This window comes from Bradyrhizobium sp. NBAIM03 (assembly GCF_020194055.1).
GTDB classification, from domain to species: domain Bacteria; phylum Pseudomonadota; class Alphaproteobacteria; order Rhizobiales; family Xanthobacteraceae; genus Bradyrhizobium; species Bradyrhizobium yuanmingense.
In genome coordinates this window covers 152612-175673 of sequence record NZ_JADYVS010000008.1, presented here as the reverse complement: position 1 = coordinate 175673, position 23062 = coordinate 152612, and the positions used below count along the sequence as shown (strand labels likewise).

Below are 23062 nucleotides of genomic sequence, written 5' to 3'. Positions count from 1 at the left end.
GGCATTCCCCTAGGGCTGCCGAGATGCCGACGCCGGTCACCCCCATCGCTCCCGTCAACGCCGCCAGCCGCCCGGCTGATGCGGCGACGCCGGATCTCATGCTTCAAGCCGGCAGTGTCGTCGATGCCAGGGTGGTCAGCGTGCTCGCCGACAATCTGGTGCGGATCGCGATCGCCAACCTGGCGATGGACGTGATGTCTGAGGTGGCTCTGACGCCAGGGCAGAATCTCCAGCTCGCGGTCTCGCAGAGCAACGGCACCATTCGCCTCGCGGTCATGGGCGGGGCAGGCGAGGCGGCGGGAGATCAGGTCACGCTGACGCCGCGCACGGCCTCGCTGGTGGAGAGCCCGCCGCTGGCGCCGTCGGTGGCCACGGCACGGAACACCCTCACTCCGTCCGAGCAGGTGGCCGTTCAAACGGCCTCTGCCGGGGCCGTGACCAAACAGGGCAGCCAGGCGCCGCTGTTCGCCAACCTGGCCTCTGTTGTGACGAGCAGCAATCTGCCCGCTAGGCTGAAGCAGGCGGTGCTCGACGTGCTGGCGCAGCAGACGCCGCTCAACACCGCCCTCGACGGCGGCGATATCGAATCCGCGTTCCAGAAGTCCGGACTGTTTCTCGAGGCCTCATTGGCCGCAGGCACGACGCCGTCCTCCGGCGCGATCCCGGACTTGAAGGCCGCTCTGCTGGTGTTGCGCCAGACCCTGGCATCGACCTTCGGCGCGCCGCAGGCAACTGCGCAAGGTGTGGCGCTGCCGGCGAGTGCTGCGGCCACGACGCAGACCGCAGCCTCCGCGCTGGCGGGCGAAACGGCACAAGCGGCGTTGCCGGAACGCGCCCGCCCGGCGCAAGCGTCGCGCGGTGCGTTTGCTGCCGCTCTGCTGGCCGATGTGGCGGGCAACAATCCGCAAGCTTTGGTGTCGCGCACCATGTCCGGGGGCCTTGCCACGAGCCTGCTGCAGGAGGTCACGGAAAACCTGCCGCGCCTGACCGGCAACGTGCCGGGCTCCAACAAGTCCGTGCCGGATGCCCATATCTTCGAGGCGGCCGCGCATCCGACACCTCCGCCGGTCCGGGGCGCGCTGCCGGCGCCTCAGTCCATTGCCATGCCGTCGCTCGCGCCGGATACGCCGCTGGCTGCAACCGTGCATCGTCTGCTCGACGAGACCGATGCCGCGATCGCCCGCCAGACGTTGTTGCAAATTGCCTCGCTCCCCGATCGCACCGACGCCAGCGGCCACCGCATCGATCCGGCCGCGCCGCAGTGGAATTTCGAAATTCCGTTCGCGACCCCGCAAGGTACCGCGATGGCGCAGTTCGAGATCTCGCGCGATGGCGGCAATGAGTCGGACGACCCCGCCAAGCGCGCCTGGCGCGCGCGCTTCTCGCTCGATGTCGAGCCGGCCGGACCCGTGCATGCGCTGATCACGCTGAACGGCGACAAGACCTTCGTTCGGATGTGGGCGGAGCGGCCGGCCACGGCGCAGCAGCTCCGCGCCGGCATCGGTGAGCTCAGCCAGGCCTTGACGAAGGCCGAGCTCAAGCCCGGCGATATCGTGGTCCGCGACGGCACGCCGCCGCCACCGGCGCCGGCTCGCGCCGGCCACTTCCTGGATCGCGCCACATGAGCGATCCCTCCAAGCTCGCGATCGCGCTGCATTACGAGAAGGGATCTGGCGCGCCCGTCGTCGTCGCCAAGGGCAAGGGCACGATCGGTGAGAAGATCGTCGAGATCGCCAAGGCCCACGACATTCCGATCGAGGAGAACGAGGTCTTGGCCGGCGCGCTGTCGAAGGTCGAGCTCGGCGACGAGATCCCGCCGGATCTCTACAAGGCCGTCGCCGAGGTGCTGGTGTTCGTGCTGCGGCTGTCGGGCCGGGGACGGTAAAAACAACCTGTCATCGTTTCAACACTTAGCGGCTGCATGGTCGCACCGGTTTTTCCGCCGCTCAATGGACCCGCCCTTGCTGACCCGCCGTTCCACCCTCGGCCTCCTCGCCGCAACCGTGATCCTGCCTCGACGCGCGCGCGCCCATGTCGCGCCGCCGCGCAATGAAATCCGCGACGCTCTTGCAAAGCGCTTCACCGATCTCGGCACGTCGGGCACCTTCGTCGGCTACAAGGTCGAGGACTATCTGATCGTCGCCAGCGACAAGGAGCGCTCGGGCGAGGGCAAGTTGCCGGCCTCGACCTTCAAGATTCCCAACTCGCTGATTGCGCTCGAGGCCGGTGTCGTCACTGACCCCGACAAGGACGTGTTTGCCTGGGACGGCGTCAAGCGGCCGATCGAGGCCTGGAACAAGGATCACACGCTGCGCAGCGCAATCGCGGTGAGCGCGGTGCCGGTCTATCAGGAGATCGCGCGCCGCATCGGCGAGGTGCGCATGCAGCAATATGTCGACGCGTTCGACTATGGCAATCGCGACATCGGCGGCGGCATCGACCAGTTCTGGCTCACAGGGGCGTTGCGCATCGATCCGGTCGAGCAAGTCGATTTCGTCGACCGGCTGCGCCGCCGCGCGCTGCCGATCTCGAAGCGCAGCCAGGATCTCGTTGCCGATATCCTGCCGGCGACGAAGGTCGGCGACGCCGTCATTCGCGCCAAGTCCGGTCTCCTGGGCGCCGAGCGCGGCGATCCGTCGCTCGGTTGGATGGTCGGCTGGGCCGAGAAGGGCGAAGCCCATACCGTGTTCGCGCTCAACATGGATTGCAAGGAGCCGCGCCACATCGAGGCTCGCATGACGCTGACCCAAGCCTGCCTTGCCGAGATCGGCGCGCTCTAGCGAGACCGTGAGGTTTAGAAGCAACCTGTTCGCACACGGTCAATGCGTGCGGTTGCACGTCAAGCCGGCACCTGAACCTCAGTCGTCGCAATCAGACGCCAATCGGCGAGCGCGGCAAAGCGGTGGGGTTCGGCCTCACGCCGGTAATCGGAGCTCGAGACGATGACTCGAAAGGTCGCGAAGTCCGGGTAGCGCACGATTGCGGCGTCGTGCCAGGCGTCGCCTTGCGCCGCCACCAGCAGAGCTCCGACGGATCCTAGCCAAGTTGGCCTGACCCCTTGCGGAATCGCGACCTTGCGAAATGCGGGGACATAGCGCGTGAAATAGGCTTCGCGGCCGCTACAGGCTGGAAGCTCGGATTTGTCTGGGTACAAGGCCTCATCCCGATAGCGTAGAAGATTGAGCATGAAGATGGGTTGATCTCCGGGCAGGCTCGAGCCTGCCGTTTCGAGTGATGCATTATCGATATCGACGAACATTGCTCTCTCCGGTCGTGGGTGCTTGCTGCGCTGATATCGCCTTCGAACGCCCGGCCTGTAGTGGTTTCGGTGTCACTGCTATGATGACGCCATGGCAACACCACGCAGCCATCGGCAACTCCTCGGCAATTCTGAGCGCCAGCCCGGCGGTCCAGCTCGAGCTGAAAGTCGACGATTTCGGGGACGGAGTTCAGGCGTTGTCAGGCTTCGCCGTCAGCGCCCGGTCGATGGCGAAGCCGCCGATCTCGCTCATGGCCTGCGAGATCGGATCGCCGCGCCGGGCAAAGCCGCTGGAGAGATAATCGAACTGCGTCCGCGCCAGCCGCAGCACTTCGATCGGCACCGAGACCGCGGTCTCGTTGAAGCTGTCGACGGAGGCGCGCAAGCTGTCGAGCTCCGTCGTGAGCTTGCCGATATGTCTCTCGGCATGCTGCATCAGCTCGAGCAGCTTGCCGCGCTCGGCATCGAAGGCGGCGCGCTCGGCTGCGGTCGCGGCGGTGAGCTCGGCGAGCGGTGCCCGCAGCGCCGCGATCTGGCCGACCATGGCGTCGGAGGCGAGTTCGGCGGACTCGCGCAGCTCGGCGTTGCGCGTGCTCTCTTCCTGCGCCTGATGATAGAGCCGCTCGGCCGACATCGCCCGCTGGCTCAGCGTCTCGATCATGCTGGCTGCGCGCAGCAGCATCTCGCCGTTCCGCCCCGACACCATGCCGGCCATGCGGCGCAGGAAGTCGATCGTTTCGGACGCTGGGTTCGGCGGCAAGGGGACGACCGTCGCGGACATCTCGGTGATGCCAGTAGGTAGACGCTGGAGCTAGGGCATGATGATCACCGCCGTACCGATTGGGCTCACGCAACATTCGGCGCCTGATCTGACTCGGAGCAAGCCTGAATCGGTCGGCCCGGTCAACCCGCTGGTGCGACAAATGCGGTCCTGTAGCCCGGATGGAGCGCAGCGAAATCCGGGGGAATCGCGCCCGCGCTGCACCGTCCCGGATTACGCTCCGCTCCATCCGGGCTACGCACTCAGCCGGAAGGGAGATCAGGAGTCCCTCCGCCCAATCCGCCCCAGGTGGGTGAAGCCGAACCCGGCGGAATATTTCAGGCCGTAGCCGAGCGCCCGGTCGATGCCGATATGGGCAAGCCAGATCAAGGCGATGGAGAGGGTGAGGGGCGAGGCGAGGGCGAAGCCCAGCGTCAGCAGCGCCACCGGCACCAAGTAGCTGTGGGCGGCGTTGTAGACCATCGCACCGAACCTAGCGTCGGACAGGTAGGCCAGGAAACTCAGATCGGGTACGAAGAACAGCAGCGCAAACACCAGCCACGACCCGTCTCAGGCCGCATAGAGCGTCACCATTCCTGCAAACAAGGTGAGGCCCTCCAGCCGCAGCAGGATGTTGACGCCGCCTGTTGCAGCGCCCGTCTCGGCCGTTCCTTCGCTCACGCTCGCCTCCCGGGCAAAACTTTGTAATTCCTTGCGCTTTCCCGCTACGGCAGGGCAGCCCTGCGACGGCGAAAGCGGCTTTCCGGGCCGCAAAATGCCGTGTTAGAACCCGCCCATCACTTAAGAACTGGCGGGAGCAAATGAAACACATCCTGGACGCCCTTGAAGATCGTCGTGCCGGCGCAAAGCTCGGCGGCGGGGAGAAGCGCATCGAGGCGCAGCACGCCCGCGGCAAGCTGACGGCCCGCGAGCGCATCGAGCTTCTGCTCGACAAGGGATCGTTCGAGGAGTTCGACATGTTCGTCGAGCACCGCTCCACCGAGTTCGGCATGGAGAAGAGCAAGGTGCCGGGCGACGGCGTCGTCACCGGCTGGGGCACCGTCAACGGCCGCAAGACTTTTGTGTTTGCCAAAGACTTCACGGTGTTCGGCGGCTCACTCTCGGAAACGCATGCGCTGAAGATCACGAAGCTCCAGGACATGGCGATGAAGGCGAGGGCGCCCATCATCGGCCTCTATGACGCCGGCGGCGCCCGCATCCAGGAAGGCGTCGCCGCGCTCGCCGGTTATTCCTACGTGTTCCGCCGCAACGTGCTTGCCTCGGGCGTGATCCCGCAGATCTCCGTCATCATGGGCCCCTGCGCCGGCGGCGACGTCTATTCGCCTGCGATGACCGACTTCATCTTCATGGTGAAGAACACCAGCTACATGTTCGTCACCGGTCCCGACGTGGTGAAGACCGTGACCAACGAGGTCGTCACCGCCGAGGAGCTCGGCGGCGCCTCGGTGCATGCGACGCGTTCCTCGATCGCCGACGGCGCCTTCGAGAACGACGTCGAGACGCTCTTGCAGATGCGTCGCCTGATCGACTTCCTGCCCTCCAACAACACCGACGGCGTGCCGGAATGGCCGAGCTTCGATGACATCGAGCGGGTCGACATGTCGCTCGACACGCTGATCCCCGACAATCCGAACAAGCCCTACGACATGAAGGAGCTGATCCTGAAGGTCGTGGACGAGGGCGACTTCTTCGAGATCGCGGATGCCTTCGCCAAGAACATCGTCACCGGGTTTGGCCGCATTGCGGGCCGCACCGTCGGCTTCGTCGCCAACCAGCCGATGGTGCTGGCCGGCGTGCTCGACAGCGACGCATCGCGGAAAGCGGCGCGCTTCGTCCGCTTCTGCGACGCCTTCAACATCCCGATCGTCACCTTCGTCGACGTGCCGGGCTTCCTGCCCGGCACCGCGCAGGAATATGGCGGCCTGATCAAGCACGGCGCGAAGCTCCTGTTCGCCTATTCGCAGTGCACCGTGCCGCTCGTCACCATCATCACCCGCAAGGCCTATGGCGGCGCCTTCGACGTCATGGCCTCCAAGGAGATCGGCGCCGACATGAACTATGCGTGGCCGACCGCCCAGATCGCGGTGATGGGCGCCAAGGGCGCGGTCGAGATCATCTTCCGCTCAGACATCGGCGACCCCGACAAGATCGCCGCCCGCACCAAGGAATACGAAGACCGCTTCCTGTCGCCCTTCATCGCCGCCGAGCGCGGCTATATCGACGACGTCATCATGCCGCACTCGACCCGCAAGCGCATCGCGCGGGCGCTGGCGATGCTGAAGGACAAAAAGACGGAAATGCCGGCGAAGAAGCACGACAATTTGCCGTTGTAATAGGAGGTAGCCCGGATGAGCGCAGCGAAATCCGGGTCTTTGCCGAGGTCCCGCATGTCGCTTTGCTCATGCGGGCGACAGGCTCCTTCTGATTTGGCACGCTCGATCCAATGACCGAAGACGATCCGACCGATGAAATCTCCGATATCGAAGATCGGATCGAAGAGCTCGCCGAGATCGCTGAGCGGTGCCGCAAGTACATCCTCGCGTCCAAGATCGCGATCGGTGGCGGGGCGGCGCTGCTGCTGGTGACGATCCTCGGTCTGTTCGGATTTGATCAGACCGCGGCGCTCGGATCGATTGCGCTGGTGCTCGGCGGGATTGTCTCGCTCGGCTCGAATGTCTCGACGTTGCGGCAGACGGACGAGGCCATCAGTGCTGCGGAGGCGCGGCGTGCGGCGTTGATCGGCAGCATTGACCTCAGGGTCGTTGCCGATGCGCCGCTGAAGCTGGTGTGAGGTGTAGGGTGGATTAGCGAAGCGTAATCCACCAAGGTGTGCGTCATCGGATGGAGAAGTGGCGGATTACGCTATCGCTAATCCGCCCTACGCATCAGACGCCTCCAGCGCCAGCAAGCCTCACGCGGCCTGCTTGACTGTCAGCTCCGACAATTCGGCGCGGCATTCGGCGGCGTAGGCCTGGAGCCGGTCGGCGGTCTGCCGGTCGAGGATGGCCTTGGCCAACCGCTCGGCGCGGGCGATCTGTCGCTTGAGATATTCGATGCGGACCATGGGTCACCTGTCGAATTGAATCGTTCCGATGCGGGCGACTCTATGCCAAGCACAGCATCGATTATGTGAGGTGCATCACGCCCCGCGCGCCTTATCCGCCGCGGCGAAATGCGCCAGCTGGTCGGCGTGGGCCTTGGCGAACGCCGGACGTCCGGTGGCGCGCGCGACGTAAGCGCGGCAGGCAGGACTATCCGTCAGCCCGTTGAAACCATCGACGACGCGCAGCACGTCCGCCATCAGGATGTCGGCGACGGAGAAGGAGCCCGCCAACCATTCGCGGCTGGCCAGCACCGCCTCGAGATGCTTGAGCCGAAGCTTGAGGAAGTCGTCCACGAATTTCCATGCTGCCGTGTCGGTCGGATGTCCCATGAATTTGGACATGCCCCAGGGCAGGCTGGCCATCTCCACCGAATTGAGCGCCGCGAACATCCACTCCGCCGCTTCAGTGCGGCCGCGCTGGTCCTTTGGCATCAGCCTCTCGCTGAGGCCGCCGAGATGCAGCAGGATCGCGCCGGTCTCGAAGATCGAGAGGTCGCCGTCGGTCAGCCACGGAACCTGGCCGAACGGCTGGTGGGCGAAGTGCGCGGGCCCGCGGTCGTCGAATGGCACGCTGGCGACGCGATAGGGCAAGGCGGCTTCTTCCAGCGCCCAGCGCACGCGGAAGTCACGCACGAAGCCTCGCGGCGCTGCGGGAACCCAATCGAAGGTGGTCAGGGTGAGCTCGGCCATTTTCTGTCTCCGTGTCCTGGTTCGATGCAAAGGACGAACGAAGAGCGCCCGTTCCGACATCCAGGCCAACTCTTTTTGTCGCCGGCGGCTTAACCGGCTAGGCTCGCCCCAAACAACAGGAGGAAATCCGATGCCAGCAGCCTTCTTCGTCGTTCGCGCCGTCGTCTCCGACGCCGAAAAGCGCGCTGCGTTCGACCGGTGGTACGAGACGGAACACTTGCCCGACGCAGTGAAGGCCTTCGGCGTGAGCAAGGCGTGGCGATTCTGGAGCCTCGACGATCCCTCGCTGCACCAGGCGATCTATCAGTTCGATGACGAGGCCAAGCTGAACGCGATGCTGAAAGGTGACGCGCTGAAAAAGCTCGTCGCCGATTTCAACCGCGACTGGCCCGACGTGAAGCGCTCGCGCGAGACGCTGGTGCTGGCGCAGGAGTTCGCGACGTAGCGAGGTCCTGTAGCCCGGATGGAGTCACGAATTCTTCATCTCGGCTCGCAATGAATCTGAACGCCGGCTTCAGCTTCGGTTCATGGCGTTGCAGCGACATTCCTTCTGCATCACGTGCACGATGATCCAAGAAGGAAGAAACGATGGAGCGCCGGAACTTTTTGAAACTTGCCTTGGGATTGACGGCGGGCGCCGCTGCCTTCGCCGCGACCGCGGCACAGGCCGCGCCGCTGTCACCGCAGCCGCTCGCTGATCCCACTCACGCGCCGCAAGGCAATCCCGACGCTCATCCCGCCGTCACGACCAGTGAGGAAGCTGCGCAACTCGCTCCTGAGCAGGTTCACTGGCGTGGGCGTGGCCGCCACTGGGGCTGGCACCGCCGTCATTGGCGCCGGCACCGTCGGCGCTGGCGCCGCCGCCATTATTGGTAAGCTCGCGACCATTCGCGGACTCAACGGGGATCGCCGCTGGCGGTCCCCGTTTCGATTCTGGAGACGCCCGGCTCCGTGGGCGAAAGTCAGAGCGCCAAAAGAAAATGGCCGCAGCGGATGCCGCGCGGCCATTCTGGAGTGCGGAGAAGATCAGTAAGGACGGCAGCGGCCGGCGTACCAGCGGAAGCCGTAGGGGCAGACGCGCGCGCGGGGCACCACGACGACCGGCGGGGCGACCACCACGGGGGCGGGGCGCACGACGACCGCGCCACGCATCGGGCGGCACTGACCATAGGGGCCGCGATAAAACCCTCGGCCGCAGCCCTCGGCGGCGCTGGCCGCCTCGCTGAAACCGACGACGGCCGCGCTGGCGAGCATGACGGCGGCTAACAGGTATTTCATTTTTGATCTTCCTTCTCGTCCTGGGGGCAGGCTTAGGGGGATGGCGCTTGTGGCGCACAATGAATCAACAGACACGATTCGACACGTTAAAATTGGAGAAACGTGCCGGCACGTTGCGATCCAAACCTGCCAATCATGACCTGAATGCGGCATGAACGTTCCCCGCATCTGGTCCCGGACGACACGCTGGTGTCGCTAGCGGCCGAGAAAGCCCAGCACCAGTTCCTTGTACGTCTCCGGCGCCTCCAGGAACACGAGATGGCCGGTGTCGGGGATCACCTCGGCCCGCGCGTTCGGCATCTTCGCGGCGAGCTGCTTCGCAAGCTCTGCGTTCTGCCCCATCTTGGCCCGCAGCGCCTCCGGCGCGAGCGGCCGGCCCGGCGCGTTGTGGTCGTCCGCGCCCATGATGAACAGAGTCGGTGTCGCGATCAGCGGGATCTCGTGCGCCACCGGTTCACGATAGATCATCTGGCCGGAAGAGACGAAGGCGCGCAGCCAGCGCGGATAGTCCGGGCTGCCCTTGATATTGAAGCGAGCCCCGATGAACGGCGTGATCGCCTCGGCCGGCAGCTTGATTGCGTAATTGGTCTGGAGCTGCTTGCGATAGCCGTCGGCGGTGAGCTTGTCCTCGGTCTCGATCATCTTCTCGGTCGGCGTCGGCGGCACGTAGAGGCGGTAGTCCTCGAGCCCGATCGGCGCGGTCAGAACCAGATGGGCGAGGCGGTCCGGATAGGCGCGAGCGATGCGCACGCCGAGCATGCCGCCGAGCGAATGCGCGACGATCTCGGCCTTGTCGATTTTGAGGTGATCGAGCAGCGCAATGGTGTTGCGCGCCAGATTGTCGAAATGCAGCTCGCCCGCCGGCTTGGAAGACTTGCCGAAACCGACCTGGTCCGGCACCACGACACGAAAGCCGGCCTCGCTCAGCATCTTGATCACGGGCGCCCAATAGCTCGACGGAAAATTGCGCCCGTGCAGCAGCACGACGGTGCGGCCGTTCGGCCGTGCCGCGGCGACATCCATATAGGCCATGCTGAGCTGCTCGCCGTCGTTGACGACGGGGAGCAAGTGCACCGGGTAAGGATAGGCAAAGCCTTCGAGCGCGATGCCATAGGGCTCGCGGGGCGCAGTGTCGGCGGCGCGGGTCGATGTCAGTTGGGAAACGAGAAGGGCGGCGGCAAGCGCGGCCAGGAAGATGCGGTTCATCACGGTCTCCGTCATGCCCCGGGCTTGTCCCGCCTGCGCGGCCGAAGCCGCTTCGGCAAGGCGAAGGCCCGGGCATCCACGTGCCAGCCGCAATAAAGACGTGGATGGCCGGGTCAAGCCCGGCCATGACGGAAGCGAGAGGGCACACGCAAAAGTGTGCTCAGTCCTTCCCGCCGCCGAAAAGCGCGGCGAACTGCTTCTCGCCGGTGCGGGTGAAATTCACGACGCGGCTGCCGGGCATGGGATCGCGCGCGGCCCATTTCAGCTCGGCGAAGCGCTGCATCATGGCCGCGCCCAACGTGCCGGCGAGATGGTGCCGCCGCTCGCTCCAGTCGAGGCAGGCCTTGCAGACCGGGCGGCGCGGATGGCTGAGCATGTCGGGCGAGATCTGCAGGTGCTTCACAAGAAAGCGCTCGCCCTCGGCGGTCAGCTCGATCTCCTGCTTCCTCTGCCTGACCAGATGTCGCTCGCGCAAAGAGTCCAGCATCTGCACGCCGAGATCGCCGGCGAGATGGTCGTAGCAAATCCGCGCGCGCCGCAGCGCAGGGTCCTTCGGCCCGGTGCGCACGCGCATATGGCCGGTCCGCGCGGCAAGGCCGGCGAGCCCCTCGAGCACGCCGGCGACGTCGTCGTCGGTGAGGCGGTAATAGCGGTGGCGGCCCTGTTTCTCCGGCTCGATCAGGCCGCCGGCCTCGAGCTTCGACAGATGCGAGCTTGCGGTCTGCGGCGTGATGCCGGCCTCCTGAGCCAGCTCGCTCGCCGTGAGCGCACGGCCGTTCATCAGCGCCGTGAGCATATTGGCGCGGGCGGGGTCGCCAACCAGCGAGGCGACCATGGCGATGTCGGGTCCTGATTTCATGCTTCGATGGTAACCGAAGCGTTGGTGTCGGGCAAGGGCGTATCGTGTCACCACGTCGTCATTGCGAGCGTAGCGAAGCAATCCAGACTGCGTCCGCGGAGGGAGTCCTGGATTGCTTCGCTATGCTCGCAATGACGGCGAAAACAAAGGAGCCCATCATGTCCGTCACCGTCTTCATCCGCTACCAGCTCGATCCGTTCAAGCGCGCGCAGTTCGAGGAATATTCGAAGCGCTGGCTCACCATCATCCCAAGATGTGGCGGCGAGTTGATTGGCTACTTCATGCCGCATGAGGGCACCAACAACATCGCGTCCGCCCTGATCTCGTTCGAGAGCCTGGCCGCCTATGAAGCCTATCGCAAACGGCTGCGCGCCGATCTCGACGGTATGGCAAACTTCAACTTTGCCGAGGCGGAGAAATTCATCCTCGCCGAAGAACGCACCTTCCTGCGCAAGGTGGTATTGTAGGCCCACCAACAGCAGGAGACGCCCATGATCGCCGTGATCTTCGAGGTCTGGCCCAAGCCGGAACACCGCCAGACCTATTTCGACCTTGCAGCCGATCTGAAGCCGCTGCTGCAGACCATCGACGGCTTCATCTCGGTCGAGCGATTCGAGAGCCTGACCGAGAAGGGCAAGATCCTGTCGGTGTCGTTCTGGCGGGATGAAGCGGCCGTCCAGGCCTGGCGCAACACGATGGAGCACCGCCGCACCCAGGCCAGGGGCAGGGCGCAGATCTTCGCCGATTATCACTTACGCATCGCCAGCGTCATCCGCGACTACGGCATGAACGACCGCGACGAGGCGCCGAAGGACAGCCGCGCCGTGCATGACGCGCACTAGCGGACTCGAAAACGCAGCCTTATCTCTGCGCGGCTAACAAGGGAGAGAAACATGCACGTGACGACCGCTGACAAGCGCGCGACGTTCAGGAAGATGCACGAGAGCGGCTGCTTCATCCTGCCCAATCCGGTCGATGTCGGCAGCGCGAAAGCCTTGCAGCATCTCGGTTTCAAGGCGATCGCGTCATCGAGCGCGGGCTTTGCCTGGACCATTGGCAAGGCCGACAATCACGTCACCGTCGAGGACGTCTGTCAGCATCTGGCAGCATTGAGCTCGGCTGTCGACATCCCCGTGAACGCCGATTTCGAGGGTGGCTTTGCGGTCGAGCCTGACAAGGTCGCGGACAATGTCGAGCGCGGTGTACGCACCGGCGTTGCGGGCCTCTCGATCGAGGATTCCACCGGCGACAAGGACAAGCCGCTCTACGATCGCGCGCTGGCCGTCGAGCGCATCAAGGCCTCGCGCAAGGCGATCGGCGACAGCGGCACGCTGCTGGTCGGCCGCTGCGAGGCCTATCTGTGGGGCGTGACCGATCTCAAGCTCGTTATCGACCGGCTCACCGCCTATGCCGATGCCGGCGCCGACTGCCTCTATGCGCCGGGTCTGAAGAGCCGCGAGGACATCGCCGCGGTGGTCAAGGCGGTCGCACCGAAGCCGTTCAATCTTCTGATCGGCGGCTCCGGCCTGTCGCTGCAGGAAGCCCAGGATCTCGGCGTGCGCCGCATCAGCGTCGGCGGCTCGCTCGCCCGCGCCGCTTGGGGCGGCTTCATGCGCGCGGCCAAGGAGATGGCGGAGAAGGGGACCTTCAACGAGCTCGGCGGCGGCTATCCCGGCGGCGAGCTCAACAAGATGTTCGGGTAGAGCATGATCCGGAAAAGTGCGTGGCGGTTTTCCGAGAAGATCATGCTCAAACAATAACCTAAAGCGCGATGACGATTCATCCTAATCCCATCGCGCTTTAGCCAAACGAAGAGCGGCGGGATGTTGCATCCCGCCGCTCTCGCGCATCATTACGAAATGTTACTTCGCGCCGTCGGACGGAGCTGGCGTATTCGGGGCCGGCCTGTTCGGCGCTGCACCCGTGGTCACGCCCGGCTCGGTGTTGCTGCGCGGCGTCACGTCACGCATGCCGGGAGGTGCGGCCGGATTGGTCGGCTGCGTCTGCGCAGTCTGCGAGGCCGGTGTGTTGCTGGCCTCGTTGGTGGTGCTGGAATTGTTCAAGCCGTAGAACACTGCGCCCAGCACCAGGGCGACAGCGACCGCAAACAGCGCGATCTTGCCGCTGGAGGCGGGGCCTTCCCCGAGCTCGGGATCGGCCTGCAGGTCGGCATCCCGGCGCGCCGCGCGAGAGTACTCATCGTCGGCGAGGTTCGGGCGGTACGGATCGTTGGGAAAACGGTCGTCTGCCATCGATTTGGTCTCCTCGGTTATGACCCCGGGACAACCCTCAGGTGCGAGATTCTGTTCCGCCGCCTTGGTGCTTTCGTCGCATGTTGCCTCGGTGTGGGGAATCGGGAACCTGTTCCATGGGAAACCCACGCCTGAGTTCGAGGGCCATGGAGGAGGGAACACGCGATGTGGAGCCTGCCGCCTACCGATAGCGTGCTGCATTTCCTGTCCCTGGCCGCGGTGGCGGCGCAGGGCATGACGGCTGCGCTCGCTGCCGGACGCCGCAGCATGGATTGGCTGGGCGTCTGCTTCCTCGGCTGCATCACCGCGCTAGGCGGCGGCACGTTGCGCGATCTCTTCCTCGGACATTATCCGCTGGCCTGGGTGCAGAACCCGATCTATCTCGCGCTCGCCGGCGGCGCCGCCTTCCTCACCATCCTGTTTGCGCGCCTCGCGCACCGGCTGAAGGTCGCCTTCATCGTGCTCGATGCCATCGGTCTCGTCGTCTTCACCATGGCCGGCTGCGACGTTGCCTGGCAGATGGATGCCTCGCTGCCAATCGTCATCGTCTCGGGCATGGTGACGGGCTGCGCCGGCGGCGTGCTGCGCGACGTGCTCTGCAACGACGTGCCGCTGCTGTTTCGCTCCGAGCTCTATGCCAGCGTCTCGGTGGTGACGGGACTGTTCTATGCGACCGCGTTCGGTCTCAAGCTCAACGCGGAGCTCTGGACCATTTTGACATTTGTCCTCGGCATCAGCTTCCGCCTGCTTGCGGTGCGCTACAAATGGGAGATGCCGAAATTCGTGTTCACGGGGGATGAAGAGCGGTGAGCGCTGTCGCGCGCGAATGGCGAATGGCGAATGGTTCTGGGCCATTCGCTATTCCCCATTCGCCTCTCGCTTCCTTGCTTTTGCCACCTGTGCCGATGTCACCAGCGGGCCTGCATTGCCCCAGGAATTGCGGATGTAGTTCGTCACCGCGGCGATCTCGGCGTCGGACAGCTGCTTGGCGTAAGCCGGCATCTCGCCGGTGTTCGGCGCGCGCGGCGTCGTCACGGTGTGGGCACCGTCGAGGATGATGCGCAAGGTCGAGGACGGATTGATCGATTGCAGCAGCGCATTGCCCGGCAGCGGCGGGTAGATGCGCGGGCTGCCTGTGCCGTCGGCCTCGTGGCAGGCGATGCAGAGCTTTGCGTAGACCGCCTGGCCGGCCTTCATCTCGGCAGCGTCCGGCGGCGTTACGATCGTCTCGCGCCGGGCCGGCGGCAGGCTCTTCAGATAGATCGCGATCGCGCGCACGTCGGCATCGCTCATCTTCGAGGTCGAGTTGACGACGACCTCCGCCATCGGCCCGCCGGCGTGGCTTTTGGCATTGCGCCCGCTTTGCAGGTACTCCGTGATATCGGCCTCGCTCCAGGATTTCAGCCCGGTGCGCGGGGCGCCGTCGAGCCGCGGTGCGAACCAGCCGCCGACCGCGTTGCCGGACAGCGCCTGCGCATCCCGGTCGGCGCCGAAATAATTCTTGGGCGTGTGGCAGGCGCCGCAATGGCCGAGCCCGGTGACCAGGTAGCCGCCTCTGTTCCAGGCCGCGCTCTTGGTCTGGTCCGGCTCGAACAGGCCGGGCTTGAAATACATCGTGTTCCAAAGCCGCATCAGGCCGCGATAGCCGAATGGCCAGCGCAGCTCCGGCGGCTTGTTGCGGCTGGTGACGGGCGCCAGCGTGGCGAGATAGGCGCGGATCGCCAGCGTGTCGTCCTTCGTCATCCTCGTGAAATAGGGGTAGGGAAACGCCGGGTAATAATTCGAGCCGTCAGGCGCGATGCCGGTGCGCAAGGCGCGGGTGAAATCGGCATCCGTCCAGCCGCCGATGCCGGTGTCGCGGTCCGGCGTCAGGTTCGGCGCATAGATCGCGCCAAAGGGCGTGTCGATGCGCTTGCCGCCCGCGAACGGTTTTGCCGGATCGGCAGTGTGGCAGCCCGCGCAGTCGCCGGCCTCGGCCAGCGCCTTGCCATAGGCGATCAGCTCGGAAGATGGTCCGGCGGCGCCGGCCGCGCTTGTGACCGTACTTGCAACCGCACTGCACAACGCCAGGCCCACAAGCGCCAGGCCCGTCAGAATCGTCCGCATCGACAGCCTCCCCTGCGACCCATCGACCCTACCTGCATGAAGGGAAGCGTCGATTCATTTCGCAACGATGGGGGTATGGTGACACAAACTGAAAATCGCCAACGTGTTTCAGGCCACGAAATTGCGATTTTTACCCGAGGCCTCCTTTGGTCCAGAATTGTGATGCGGAGCATGAAATATCCGACATAGAGTGGCGGAGGTGGTCGGCGCGCCCTAGCTAAAACCAATGGGCAGGCAACGACTTAAGTCAGCAAGACCTGAACAGGGCGCAAGCGAGGACAGCATGGGCATCAACCAGGGTCCGATCAGTCTCGATCAAAAGTACACCCAGCAGACCGGACACGTCTTCACCACGGGCATCCAGGCCCTGGTCCGCTTGCCGATGGCCCAGATCCGGCGCGACCGCGCCAACGGCCTCAACACCGCGGGCTTCATCTCCGGTTATCGCGGCTCGCCGCTCGGCGGCTACGACCAGCAGCTGTTCGCCGCGCGCAAGCATCTCGAGCAGTACAATATCAAGTTCCAACCCGGCGTGAACGAGGACCTCGCCGCGACCGCGGTATGGGGCTCGCAGCAGCTCAACCTCTCGCCCGGCGCCAAATACGATGGCGTGGTCGGCATCTGGTACGGCAAGGGCCCGGGCGTCGACCGCTGCGGCGACGTGTTCCGTCACGGCAATGCCGCGGGCTCGGCCAAGAACGGCGGCGTGCTGTGCCTTGCCGGCGACGACCACGGCGCGAAATCCTCCACCGTCCCGCATCAGTCCGACCATGCTTTCATGTCGGCACTGATGCCGTATCTCTACCCGTCGAGCATCCACGAGATGATCGAGATGGGCCTGCTCGGCATCGCGATGTCGCGCTATTCCGGCTGCTGGGTCGGCATGAAGGTGATCACGGAGACGGTGGAGACCACCGCCGAGATCGACCTCACCGACGAGATGAAGCCGTTCATCATTCCCACCGACTTCGAGCTGCCACCCGGCGGCCTCAACCTGCGCTGGCCCGACGACCGCTTCGAGCAGGACCGGCGCCTGCAGGACTACAAGGGCTTTGCCGCCATCGCCTTTGCCCGCGCTAACAAGGTCAACCGCGTCACCATGGATTCGCCGAACGCCCGTTTCGGCATCATGGCCTCTGGCAAGAGCTACGAGGACGTTCGTCAGGCGCTACGCGAGCTCGGCATCACCGAGGAGGTCGCCGCCAAAATCGGCCTTCGTCTCTACAAGATCGGCATGCCCTGGCCGCTCGAGCCGGAAGGCGTGCACGAATTCGCCGTCGGCCTGGAGGAGATATTCATCGTCGAGGAGCGGCGCGAGATCGTCGAGAACCAGGTCAAGCAGGTGTTGTTCAACTGGCGCGACGATGTGCGCCCGCGCATCGTCGGCAAGATGGACGAGCACGACAAGCGCTTCCTGACCTTCGCCGCCGAGCTCAGCGTCGCCTCGCTCGCGACCTCGCTCACCGAGCGCCTGCTTCGACTTGATCTCAACCCTGAAATTGCGGAGATGCTCCGCGCCAAGGCCGACTGGTTCAACGGCCGCCAGGCGACCCAGATGCAGGCGGTCGCGCCTGTCTCCCGAACCCCGTATTTCTGCTCCGGCTGCCCCCACAACACGTCGACGAAAGTCCCCGAAGGCAGCCGCGCGCTGGCCGGCATCGGCTGCCACTTCATGGCGCTGTGGATGGACCGCTCGACCGAGACGTTCACGCATATGGGCGGCGAGGGCGTGCCCTGGGTCGGCATCGCGCCCTTCACCAACGAGAACCACATCTTCGCCAATCTCGGCGACGGCACCTATTTCCACTCCGGCATTCTCGCCATCCGCCAGGCGATCGCCTCCAAGGCCAACATCACCTACAAGATCCTCTACAACGATGCGGTAGCCATGACCGGCGGCCAGCGTCATGACGGCGATCTCTCGCCGCAGCAGATCACCCAGCAGCTTTACGCCGAAGGCATCCGCGAGCTCTATCTGGTCTCGGAAAACCCAGACGCTTACCCGGCCGATACCATCGCGCCCGGCGTGAAGAAGTATCACCGCGACGAGCTCGACAACGTCATGAAGATGTGCCGCGAGTTCAAGGGCACCTCGGCGATCGTGTTCGTGCAGACCTGCGCCGCCGAGAAGCGCCGTCGCCGCAAGCGCGGCCTGATGGAGGACCCGGCGCGCCGCGTCATGATCAATCCGGCCGTCTGCGAAGGCTGCGGCGATTGCTCGGTGCAGTCGAACTGCATCTCGGTCGAGCCGCTGGAGACCGAGTTCGGCCGCAAGCGCGCTATCAACCAGTCATCCTGCAACAAGGACTATTCCTGCCTGAAAGGATTCTGTCCGTCCTTCGTCACCATCGACGGCGGCGCGCCGCGCCACCGCGCGCCAGCCGAGCTCGCTGAGATCGGCACGCTGCCCGAGCCGGCCTCGCGCCCGACGCTCGACAAGCCCTATAACATCGCCGTCGGCGGCGTCGGCGGCACCGGCGTGCTCACCATCGGCGCGCTGCTCGGCATGGCCGCCCACATCGAGGGCAAGGCCTCGATGATCCTGGATATGTCGGGCCTCGCGCAAAAGGGCGGGGCGGTGCTCAGCCATGTGCGGCTATCAGATCATCCGGCCGAGGTGACCTGCTCGCGCATCGTCACCGGCACGGCCGATCTCGTGCTCGCCGCCGACGAAGTCGTCGCAGTCGCCAAGGACACGATCACCCTTTGTGACACCAGCCGCACCCACGGCATCATCAACAGCCACGTCATTCCCACCGCCGATTTCATCCTCAATCGCGATTTCAATTTCCAGACCCGCAAGCTGAACGGGCTCCTGGAAACGGCGCTGCACAAGGATTCGGTGTTCTTCGACTTCACCAAGCCTGCCGAGCAGCTGCTCGGCGATGCCATCGCCACCAACATGATGATGATGGGCTATGCCTATCAGAAGGGTCTGTTGCCGCTCTCCGCGGAAGCGATCGAGCAGGCGATCGAGGTCAATGGCGTCTCGATCAAGATGAACAAGGAAGCTTTCCGCCTTGGCCGTCTCGCGGTCGCCGACCCCAAGCGCCTTGCGGATATGCTGAAGGGCGGGGACGAAGTGGCTGCGCCGAAGGCGCTCGATGCCATGACGCTCGACGAGGTCATCGAGCACCGTGCCAAGCATCTGACCGCCTACCAGAACGCTCGTCTCGCCAAGCGCTATCGCAAGCTGGTCGACCAGGTCCGCGATGCCGCCGCGAAGGGCGGCTATGGCGATGCACTGCCGCGCGCGGTCGCCGTGAATTATGCAAAGCTCCTGGCCTACAAGGACGAATACGAAGTGGCGCGCCTCTACACCGACGGCGCCTTCGAGCAGCAGCTCCGCGACCAGTTCGAGGGCGACTTCAAGTTCAACTTCAATCTCGCGCCGCCGATCCTCAGCAGCGGTGTCGATGCACTTGGGCGCCCGAAGAAGCGCGCCTTCGGCCCGTGGATGCTGAAGGTCTTCCGAGTGCTGGCCAAGTTCAAGTTCCTGCGCGGCACGCCGTTCGACATCTTCGGCCGCAGCGCCGACCGCAAGCTCGAGCGCGATCTCATCGCCAGCTACGAGAAGGACGTCGCCACCGTGCTCGGCCTGTTGTCGCCGCTCACGATTGACACCGCGGTCGAGCTGCTCTCACTGCCCGACCGCATCCGCGGCTACGGCCCCGTGAAGGAGAAGGCCGTACACGACGCCAAGGCCCGCTACGCCCAGCTCGCCGCGGATTTGGCCAACCCGCCGCCGGCGCCCCGGCAGATCGCGGCGGAGTAGGCGCTCCCGTAGGGTGGGTTAGCCTTGTGAATGCGCGAAGCGCGTTCGCGGGGCGTAACCTACCGCTTCTGCCGCCGCTGAGAGCGAAGCGGTGGGTTACGCCTTCGGCTAACCCACCCTACGACACCACCCCTAGCACTACGCGTCGGGCAAAACACTCAAGCCATGGTCAAGCCGGTCGCGCAAAAAAATTCCGCTTTACCGAAATTCGGAATTATCGTATCTGTCCGCCACCTCATCCCTCTCAGAGGGGCGTATCGCGATCGTCACGAAACGCGGGGTGAGCGGCGGTGGACGCGGGCTGCGTCGCGCGAGTCTTTCGCGCGCACGACGGGCGCGGTCTCGCGTACGGCAAAATCGTGTGGTCCTGACGCCCGGGGTCTGTGCGTCAAGTCGTGCGGGTCTCTCTCGCAAGGCGACGGGGGCAATAGTGCATCGCTCCCCGGGGAGAGCGCGACATAAGCCGTAAAGCCACTGCGCAGGGAAGGCCGGATGTTGGGCTTCACCTGTATGCCGCTGTGCATCTGTTTTTCGCGCAATTCGCGCACAGCGGACCATGGGTGCCCAGCCGGCACCCGGTCTTCCCTGCGCCCTCTGTCTTCGGAGGGAGCAAGACGGGAGCAAAACTCGGGCGAGATGTGCCGCGAGGATGCGGGCGTGTGTCTGCGAGCGAGTCTTGAGTTGAAGCAGCGCCATCAGTGGCAACAAACTCCGTCATTGCGAGCGTAGCGAAGCAATCCAGAATTCCTCAATGGAGGGGGCTCTGGATTGCTTCGTCGCAAGGGCTCCTCGCAATGACGACGCGGAGGGCAGGTTCGCTTGCTATCTGGGGCGGATTTTCGGATGTGCTCCCCTTGCGCCAATCCACTACCCTCTCGCGGGGCGGAATATTTCCGCGCTTGCCAATCAGCCCGGTGCGGTTCAGAAAAAAGAGCCAAAAAAAGAGCCACGAACGAGACGCGAGCGGAGACTGAAGTTTTGACCATCAAGGGCAAGGCCTACATTGCCGGGATCTACGAACACCCGACCCGGCATGCGCCGGACAAATCCACCGCCCAGCTCCACGCCGAGGTCGCCAAGGGCGCGATCGAGGATGCCGGGATCAGCAAGGATGATATCGACGGCTATTTCTGTGCGGGCGACGCGCCCGGCGGCGCCTGGCCGATGGTCGATTATCTCGGCCTGAACACCAAGAGGCTTCGCCACATTGATTCCACCGAGACCGGTGGCTGCTCCTACATCATCCATCTCGGCCATGCCGCCGAGGCGATCGCCGCGGGCAAATGCTCGATCGCGCTCGTGACGCTCGCCGGCAAGCCGCGCACCGGCGCGATGCCGCCGCGCGCTTCCGGCGCCGAGGTCGATTTCGAAACCGCTTACGGGGCGACCACGCACAATGCCTATGGCATGTGTGCCATGCGCCACATGCACGACTATGGCACCACCTCCGAGCAGCTCGCCTGGATCAAGGTCGCGGCCTCGCATCACGCGCAGTACAATCCGCATGCGATGCTCAAGGACGTGGTCACTGTCGAGGACGTCCTGAACTCGCCGATGATCTCCGATCCCCTGCATCGCATGGATTGCTGCGTCGTCTCCGACGGCGGCGGCGCGCTGATCGTGACGACGCCGGAGATTGCCAAGAGCCTGAAGAAGCCGCTGGTGCGCCTGATCGGCCATGGCGAGGCGATGAAGGGCCCGCGCGGCGGCAAAGATCTCGACCTCACTTACTCCGCCGGCGTCTGGTCCGGTCCGCGTGCGTTCGAGGAAGCCGGCATCACGCCGAAGGACATCAAATACGCCTCGATCTATGACAGCTTCACCATCACCGTGCTGATGCAGCTCGAAGACCTCGGTTTCTGCAAGAAGGGCGAGGGCGGCAAGTTCGTCGCCGACGGCAACCTGATCTCGGGCGTCGGCAAGCTGCCGTTCAACACCGATGGTGGCGGCCTCTGCAGCAACCACCCCGTCAACCGCGGCGGCATGACCAAGATCCTCGAGGCCGTCAGGCAGCTGCGCGGCGAGGCGCATCCGAAGGTGCAGGTCAAGAATTGCGATCTCGCCATCGCCCACGGCACCGGCGGCCTCCTCGGCGTCCGCCACGCCGCCTCGACCGCCATTCTGGAGCGCGTGTGATGAGCGAAGTGAAAAAGTATCCGGCCCCGGTGACGAATCCCGAGACATCAGCGTTCTGGGACGCCGCGAAAGAGGGCAAGTTCATGATCAAGCGCTGCACCGCCTGCGGCGAAGCGCATTACTTCCCGCGCTCGATCTGCCCGTTCTGCTACTCCGACAAGACGGTGTGGGAGCAGGCCTCGGGCGAGGGCACGATCTACACCTACAGCTTGATGCGGAAATCGCCGACCGGTCCTTACGCCATCGGCTACGTCACGCTGAAGGAGGGGCCATCGGTGCAGACCAATTTCGTCGACTGCGATCTGGAGAAGCTCAAGATCGGTCAGAAGGTGAAGGTGGTGTTCAAGCCGACCGACGGCGCCCCGCTGCCGTTCTTCACGGTGGCTTGATTGCTTTCTTCCTTCCCCCCTTGCGGGGGAAGGTGGCGCGAAGCGCCGGATGAGGGGTTCTCTCCACGGAGAGAATCTTCAACGTGGAAGCAACCCCTCACCCAAACGCGTATGTGGCCGGCACCTCGGAGCCCTCTCCCGCAAGGGGAGAGGGCGCATCAGTAAGCGCCGGTGAAATCCCGGGAGAAACCAGAAGAATGTCCGCCAGATACGAAGAGCTCAAAAGCCTGAAAAATCTCGGCCAGAAATACGCCTACACCGATCGCGAAGTCATGCTCTACGCCTACGGCATCGGCCTCGGTGCCGATCCCATGGACGAGAACGAACTCGCCTTCGTCAACGAGGGCACGTTCACGCCGCGGCCGCTGAAGGTGGTGCCGACCTTCGCCTCTGTCGCGGCCTGGGGCTCGGGCCCGGGCGAGATGAATCTCAACCGCGTCATGGTGGTCGACGGCGAACGGGACATCACCTTCCACCAGCCGCTGCCGGTCGCCGCCAACATCACCGCCGACTCCTCGGTGCTCGAAGTCTACGACAAGGGCAAGGACAAGGGCGTGGTCATCGTTCACCAGACCGTGCTGAAGAACGAGAAGGGCGAGAAGCTGGCAACGCTGGTCGCCTCGCGCTTTGCCCGCGGCGATGGCGGCTTCGGCGGGCCGAACCTGACCCAGCCCGATCCGCACAAGATCCCATCGCGCGAGCCGGACAAGACCATCGACATCACCACGCGCCCCGACCAGGCGCTGGTCTATCGCCTCTGCGGCGACCGCAACCCGCTGCACTCCGATCCCGAGTTCGCCAAGAAAGCCGGCTTCCCGCGTCCGATCCTGCACGGCATGTGCACCTACGGCATCACCTGCCGCGGCGTGCTCCAGACCTATGCCGACTACGATGCGAGCGCCTTCCGTCAGCACGTCGCGCGGTTCTCCTCGCCGGTCTATCCCGGCGAGACCGTGACCATGGACCTCTGGAAGGACGGCAACGTGATCGCGTTCGAAGCCAAGGTGAAGTCGCGCGGGGTGACGGTGATCAAGAACGGCAAGACGGTGCTGGGTTAGTGGGCACCGGCGTTTCACTCCCTCGCCCCGCTTGCGGGGAGAGGGTGGGGTGAGGGGCTCTCACCACGAGTCGGGCCGGTATTGAGACCTGTACCCCCTCACCCGGATCGCAAGAGCGATCCGACCTCTCCCCGCAGGCGGGGAGAGGTTAGAAAGAAAACAAACACGGA

General features: G+C 64.7%; 24 protein-coding genes and 1 pseudogene. 15 read left to right on the top strand and 10 right to left on the bottom strand.

Annotated features, from left to right (window positions below; all coding sequences use genetic code 11):
- Window positions 1–23 precede the first annotated feature (23 nt).
- The 3 genes from I6F21_RS14575 (at window position 24) to blaOXA (ending at window position 2780) form a co-directional block, all read left to right on the top strand.
- Window positions 24–1625: a flagellar hook-length control protein FliK gene (locus I6F21_RS14575; RefSeq protein WP_036011072.1), complete on the top strand. Its 1602-nt coding sequence runs from the start codon at window positions 24–26 to the stop codon at window positions 1623–1625.
- Window positions 1622–1885: an EscU/YscU/HrcU family type III secretion system export apparatus switch protein gene (locus I6F21_RS14570; protein WP_025036968.1), complete on the top strand. Its 264-nt coding sequence runs from the start codon at window positions 1622–1624 to the stop codon at window positions 1883–1885. Before I6F21_RS14575 ends, I6F21_RS14570 begins: the two co-directional genes overlap by 4 nt.
- A 76-nt stretch (window positions 1886–1961) precedes the next feature.
- On the top strand, window positions 1962–2780 hold the full coding sequence (gene blaOXA / locus I6F21_RS14565; protein ID WP_036011124.1) for a class D beta-lactamase: 819 nt from the start codon (window positions 1962–1964) through the stop codon (window positions 2778–2780).
- Window positions 2781–2839: 59 nt separating this feature from the next.
- On the opposite strand, the gene I6F21_RS14560 is transcribed toward blaOXA, so the two are convergent.
- From I6F21_RS14560 to I6F21_RS14550, 3 genes and pseudogenes are all read right to left on the bottom strand, one after another.
- Window positions 2840–3259 carry a hypothetical protein gene (locus tag I6F21_RS14560; RefSeq protein ID WP_036011074.1) on the bottom strand — a complete coding sequence of 140 codons (420 nt, stop codon included), beginning with the start codon at window positions 3257–3259 and terminating at the stop codon, window positions 2840–2842.
- Between the two features lie 190 nt (window positions 3260–3449).
- On the bottom strand, window positions 3450–4040 hold the full coding sequence (locus I6F21_RS14555; RefSeq protein ID WP_036011077.1) for a hypothetical protein: 591 nt from the start codon (window positions 4038–4040) through the stop codon (window positions 3450–3452).
- A gap of 258 nt (window positions 4041–4298) precedes the next feature.
- Window positions 4299–4700, bottom strand: a pseudogene (locus I6F21_RS14550) (DUF4260 domain-containing protein).
- 140 nt (window positions 4701–4840) lie between these two features.
- On the opposite strand from I6F21_RS14550, the gene I6F21_RS14545 reads away from it, so the two are divergent.
- Window positions 4841–6373, top strand: a complete 1533-nt coding sequence (locus I6F21_RS14545) for an acyl-CoA carboxylase subunit beta (protein WP_225124913.1) — start codon at window positions 4841–4843, stop codon at window positions 6371–6373.
- Window positions 6374–6483: 110 nt separating this feature from the next.
- Window positions 6484–6831 (top strand): hypothetical protein, encoded by a 348-nt coding sequence (locus I6F21_RS14540; RefSeq protein WP_036011086.1) that lies wholly within the window; start codon window positions 6484–6486, stop codon window positions 6829–6831.
- A 120-nt stretch (window positions 6832–6951) separates the two neighbouring features.
- Here the strand turns inward: I6F21_RS14540 and I6F21_RS14535 are convergent, their stop codons facing one another.
- Window positions 6952–7104, bottom strand: coding sequence for a hypothetical protein (locus I6F21_RS14535; protein ID WP_193374987.1), 153 nt, complete (start codon window positions 7102–7104; stop codon window positions 6952–6954).
- Window positions 7105–7179: 75 nt separating this feature from the next.
- The gene (locus I6F21_RS14530; RefSeq protein ID WP_036011089.1) at window positions 7180–7833 is read right to left on the bottom strand and encodes a glutathione S-transferase family protein; all 654 of its coding nucleotides are present in this window, start codon (window positions 7831–7833) and stop codon (window positions 7180–7182) included.
- 130 nt (window positions 7834–7963) lie between these two features.
- Here I6F21_RS14530 and I6F21_RS14525 point away from each other — a divergent pair, with 130 nt between their 5' ends.
- The gene (locus I6F21_RS14525; RefSeq protein ID WP_036011092.1) at window positions 7964–8278 is read left to right on the top strand and encodes a hypothetical protein; all 315 of its coding nucleotides are present in this window, start codon (window positions 7964–7966) and stop codon (window positions 8276–8278) included.
- A 143-nt stretch (window positions 8279–8421) separates the two neighbouring features.
- Window positions 8422–8709 carry a twin-arginine translocation signal domain-containing protein gene (locus I6F21_RS14520; protein WP_074448158.1) on the top strand — a complete coding sequence of 96 codons (288 nt, stop codon included), beginning with the start codon at window positions 8422–8424 and terminating at the stop codon, window positions 8707–8709.
- 150 nt (window positions 8710–8859) lie between these two features.
- Here the strand turns inward: I6F21_RS14520 and I6F21_RS14515 are convergent, their stop codons facing one another.
- The 3 genes from I6F21_RS14515 to I6F21_RS14505 all read right to left on the bottom strand — a co-directional run bounded on the left by I6F21_RS14515 (window position 8860) and on the right by I6F21_RS14505 (window position 11176).
- Entirely contained in the window at window positions 8860–9111 is a 252-nt protein-coding gene (locus I6F21_RS14515) for a hypothetical protein (protein ID WP_036011098.1), read from the bottom strand.
- A 195-nt stretch (window positions 9112–9306) separates the two neighbouring features.
- Window positions 9307–10317, bottom strand: coding sequence for an alpha/beta hydrolase (locus tag I6F21_RS14510; RefSeq protein WP_036011126.1), 1011 nt, complete (start codon window positions 10315–10317; stop codon window positions 9307–9309).
- Between the two features lie 160 nt (window positions 10318–10477).
- Window positions 10478–11176 (bottom strand): winged helix-turn-helix domain-containing protein, encoded by a 699-nt coding sequence (locus I6F21_RS14505; protein WP_036011101.1) that lies wholly within the window; start codon window positions 11174–11176, stop codon window positions 10478–10480.
- Between the two features lie 158 nt (window positions 11177–11334).
- Between I6F21_RS14505 and I6F21_RS14500 the strand changes: the two genes are divergently transcribed.
- From I6F21_RS14500 to I6F21_RS14490, 3 genes are read left to right on the top strand one after another with little or no spacing between them, the layout of a single operon-like run.
- Window positions 11335–11643: an NIPSNAP family protein gene (locus I6F21_RS14500; protein ID WP_036011128.1), complete on the top strand. Its 309-nt coding sequence runs from the start codon at window positions 11335–11337 to the stop codon at window positions 11641–11643.
- A gap of 24 nt (window positions 11644–11667) precedes the next feature.
- Window positions 11668–12018: an antibiotic biosynthesis monooxygenase gene (locus I6F21_RS14495; RefSeq protein ID WP_036011104.1), complete on the top strand. Its 351-nt coding sequence runs from the start codon at window positions 11668–11670 to the stop codon at window positions 12016–12018.
- 51 nt (window positions 12019–12069) lie between these two features.
- The gene (locus I6F21_RS14490; protein WP_036011106.1) at window positions 12070–12879 is read left to right on the top strand and encodes an isocitrate lyase/phosphoenolpyruvate mutase family protein; all 810 of its coding nucleotides are present in this window, start codon (window positions 12070–12072) and stop codon (window positions 12877–12879) included.
- A gap of 159 nt (window positions 12880–13038) precedes the next feature.
- Here the strand turns inward: I6F21_RS14490 and I6F21_RS14485 are convergent, their stop codons facing one another.
- Window positions 13039–13428 carry a hypothetical protein gene (locus I6F21_RS14485; protein ID WP_036011109.1) on the bottom strand — a complete coding sequence of 130 codons (390 nt, stop codon included), beginning with the start codon at window positions 13426–13428 and terminating at the stop codon, window positions 13039–13041.
- 165 nt (window positions 13429–13593) lie between these two features.
- Between I6F21_RS14485 and I6F21_RS14480 the strand changes: the two genes are divergently transcribed.
- Entirely contained in the window at window positions 13594–14238 is a 645-nt protein-coding gene (locus I6F21_RS14480) for a trimeric intracellular cation channel family protein (protein WP_225139880.1), read from the top strand.
- A 48-nt stretch (window positions 14239–14286) separates the two neighbouring features.
- Here I6F21_RS14480 and I6F21_RS14475 read toward each other — a convergent pair whose 3' ends face one another.
- On the bottom strand, window positions 14287–15534 hold the full coding sequence (locus tag I6F21_RS14475; RefSeq protein WP_225139881.1) for a c-type cytochrome: 1248 nt from the start codon (window positions 15532–15534) through the stop codon (window positions 14287–14289).
- A 283-nt stretch (window positions 15535–15817) separates the two neighbouring features.
- Here I6F21_RS14475 and I6F21_RS14470 point away from each other — a divergent pair, with 283 nt between their 5' ends.
- The 4 genes from I6F21_RS14470 to I6F21_RS14455 all read left to right on the top strand — a co-directional run bounded on the left by I6F21_RS14470 (window position 15818) and on the right by I6F21_RS14455 (window position 22892).
- Window positions 15818–19309, top strand: a complete 3492-nt coding sequence (locus tag I6F21_RS14470) for an indolepyruvate ferredoxin oxidoreductase family protein (protein ID WP_225183276.1) — start codon at window positions 15818–15820, stop codon at window positions 19307–19309.
- A 978-nt stretch (window positions 19310–20287) separates the two neighbouring features.
- Window positions 20288–21445 (top strand): thiolase domain-containing protein, encoded by a 1158-nt coding sequence (locus I6F21_RS14465; protein ID WP_225139883.1) that lies wholly within the window; start codon window positions 20288–20290, stop codon window positions 21443–21445.
- Window positions 21445–21834, top strand: coding sequence for an OB-fold domain-containing protein (locus I6F21_RS14460; RefSeq protein WP_036011139.1), 390 nt, complete (start codon window positions 21445–21447; stop codon window positions 21832–21834). Before I6F21_RS14465 ends, I6F21_RS14460 begins: the two co-directional genes overlap by 1 nt.
- A 197-nt stretch (window positions 21835–22031) precedes the next feature.
- Complete coding sequence (locus I6F21_RS14455; RefSeq protein WP_225139884.1) at window positions 22032–22892, top strand: MaoC family dehydratase; 861 nt, start codon at window positions 22032–22034, stop codon at window positions 22890–22892.
- The last annotated feature ends 170 nt before the right edge of the window (window positions 22893–23062 follow it).

Bases quoted from the DNA above. Each gene is read 5' to 3' on its own strand.
- I6F21_RS14530 (WP_036011089.1), bottom strand. From the start codon at position 7,833: ATGGCCGAGCTCACCCTGACCACCTTCGATTGGGTTCCCGCAGCGCCG.
- I6F21_RS14570 (WP_025036968.1), top strand. From the start codon at position 1,622: ATGAGCGATCCCTCCAAGCTCGCGATCGCGCTGCATTACGAGAAGGGA.
- I6F21_RS14490 (WP_036011106.1), top strand. From the start codon at position 12,070: ATGCACGTGACGACCGCTGACAAGCGCGCGACGTTCAGGAAGATGCAC.
- I6F21_RS14470 (WP_225183276.1), top strand. From the start codon at position 15,818: ATGGGCATCAACCAGGGTCCGATCAGTCTCGATCAAAAGTACACCCAG.
- I6F21_RS14560 (WP_036011074.1), bottom strand. From the start codon at position 3,259: ATGTTCGTCGATATCGATAATGCATCACTCGAAACGGCAGGCTCGAGC.
- I6F21_RS14495 (WP_036011104.1), top strand. From the start codon at position 11,668: ATGATCGCCGTGATCTTCGAGGTCTGGCCCAAGCCGGAACACCGCCAG.
- I6F21_RS14545 (WP_225124913.1), top strand. From the start codon at position 4,841: ATGAAACACATCCTGGACGCCCTTGAAGATCGTCGTGCCGGCGCAAAG.
- I6F21_RS14500 (WP_036011128.1), top strand. From the start codon at position 11,335: ATGTCCGTCACCGTCTTCATCCGCTACCAGCTCGATCCGTTCAAGCGC.
- I6F21_RS14460 (WP_036011139.1), top strand. From the start codon at position 21,445: ATGAGCGAAGTGAAAAAGTATCCGGCCCCGGTGACGAATCCCGAGACA.
- I6F21_RS14555 (WP_036011077.1), bottom strand. From the start codon at position 4,040: ATGTCCGCGACGGTCGTCCCCTTGCCGCCGAACCCAGCGTCCGAAACG.
- I6F21_RS14455 (WP_225139884.1), top strand. From the start codon at position 22,032: ATGTCCGCCAGATACGAAGAGCTCAAAAGCCTGAAAAATCTCGGCCAG.
- I6F21_RS14575 (WP_036011072.1), top strand. From the start codon at position 24: ATGCCGACGCCGGTCACCCCCATCGCTCCCGTCAACGCCGCCAGCCGC.
- I6F21_RS14535 (WP_193374987.1), bottom strand. From the start codon at position 7,104: ATGGTCCGCATCGAATATCTCAAGCGACAGATCGCCCGCGCCGAGCGG.
- I6F21_RS14485 (WP_036011109.1), bottom strand. From the start codon at position 13,428: ATGGCAGACGACCGTTTTCCCAACGATCCGTACCGCCCGAACCTCGCC.
- I6F21_RS14510 (WP_036011126.1), bottom strand. From the start codon at position 10,317: ATGAACCGCATCTTCCTGGCCGCGCTTGCCGCCGCCCTTCTCGTTTCC.
- I6F21_RS14515 (WP_036011098.1), bottom strand. From the start codon at position 9,111: ATGAAATACCTGTTAGCCGCCGTCATGCTCGCCAGCGCGGCCGTCGTC.
- I6F21_RS14480 (WP_225139880.1), top strand. From the start codon at position 13,594: ATGTGGAGCCTGCCGCCTACCGATAGCGTGCTGCATTTCCTGTCCCTG.
- I6F21_RS14475 (WP_225139881.1), bottom strand. From the start codon at position 15,534: ATGCGGACGATTCTGACGGGCCTGGCGCTTGTGGGCCTGGCGTTGTGC.
- I6F21_RS14505 (WP_036011101.1), bottom strand. From the start codon at position 11,176: ATGAAATCAGGACCCGACATCGCCATGGTCGCCTCGCTGGTTGGCGAC.
- I6F21_RS14540 (WP_036011086.1), top strand. From the start codon at position 6,484: ATGACCGAAGACGATCCGACCGATGAAATCTCCGATATCGAAGATCGG.
- I6F21_RS14520 (WP_074448158.1), top strand. From the start codon at position 8,422: ATGGAGCGCCGGAACTTTTTGAAACTTGCCTTGGGATTGACGGCGGGC.
- I6F21_RS14525 (WP_036011092.1), top strand. From the start codon at position 7,964: ATGCCAGCAGCCTTCTTCGTCGTTCGCGCCGTCGTCTCCGACGCCGAA.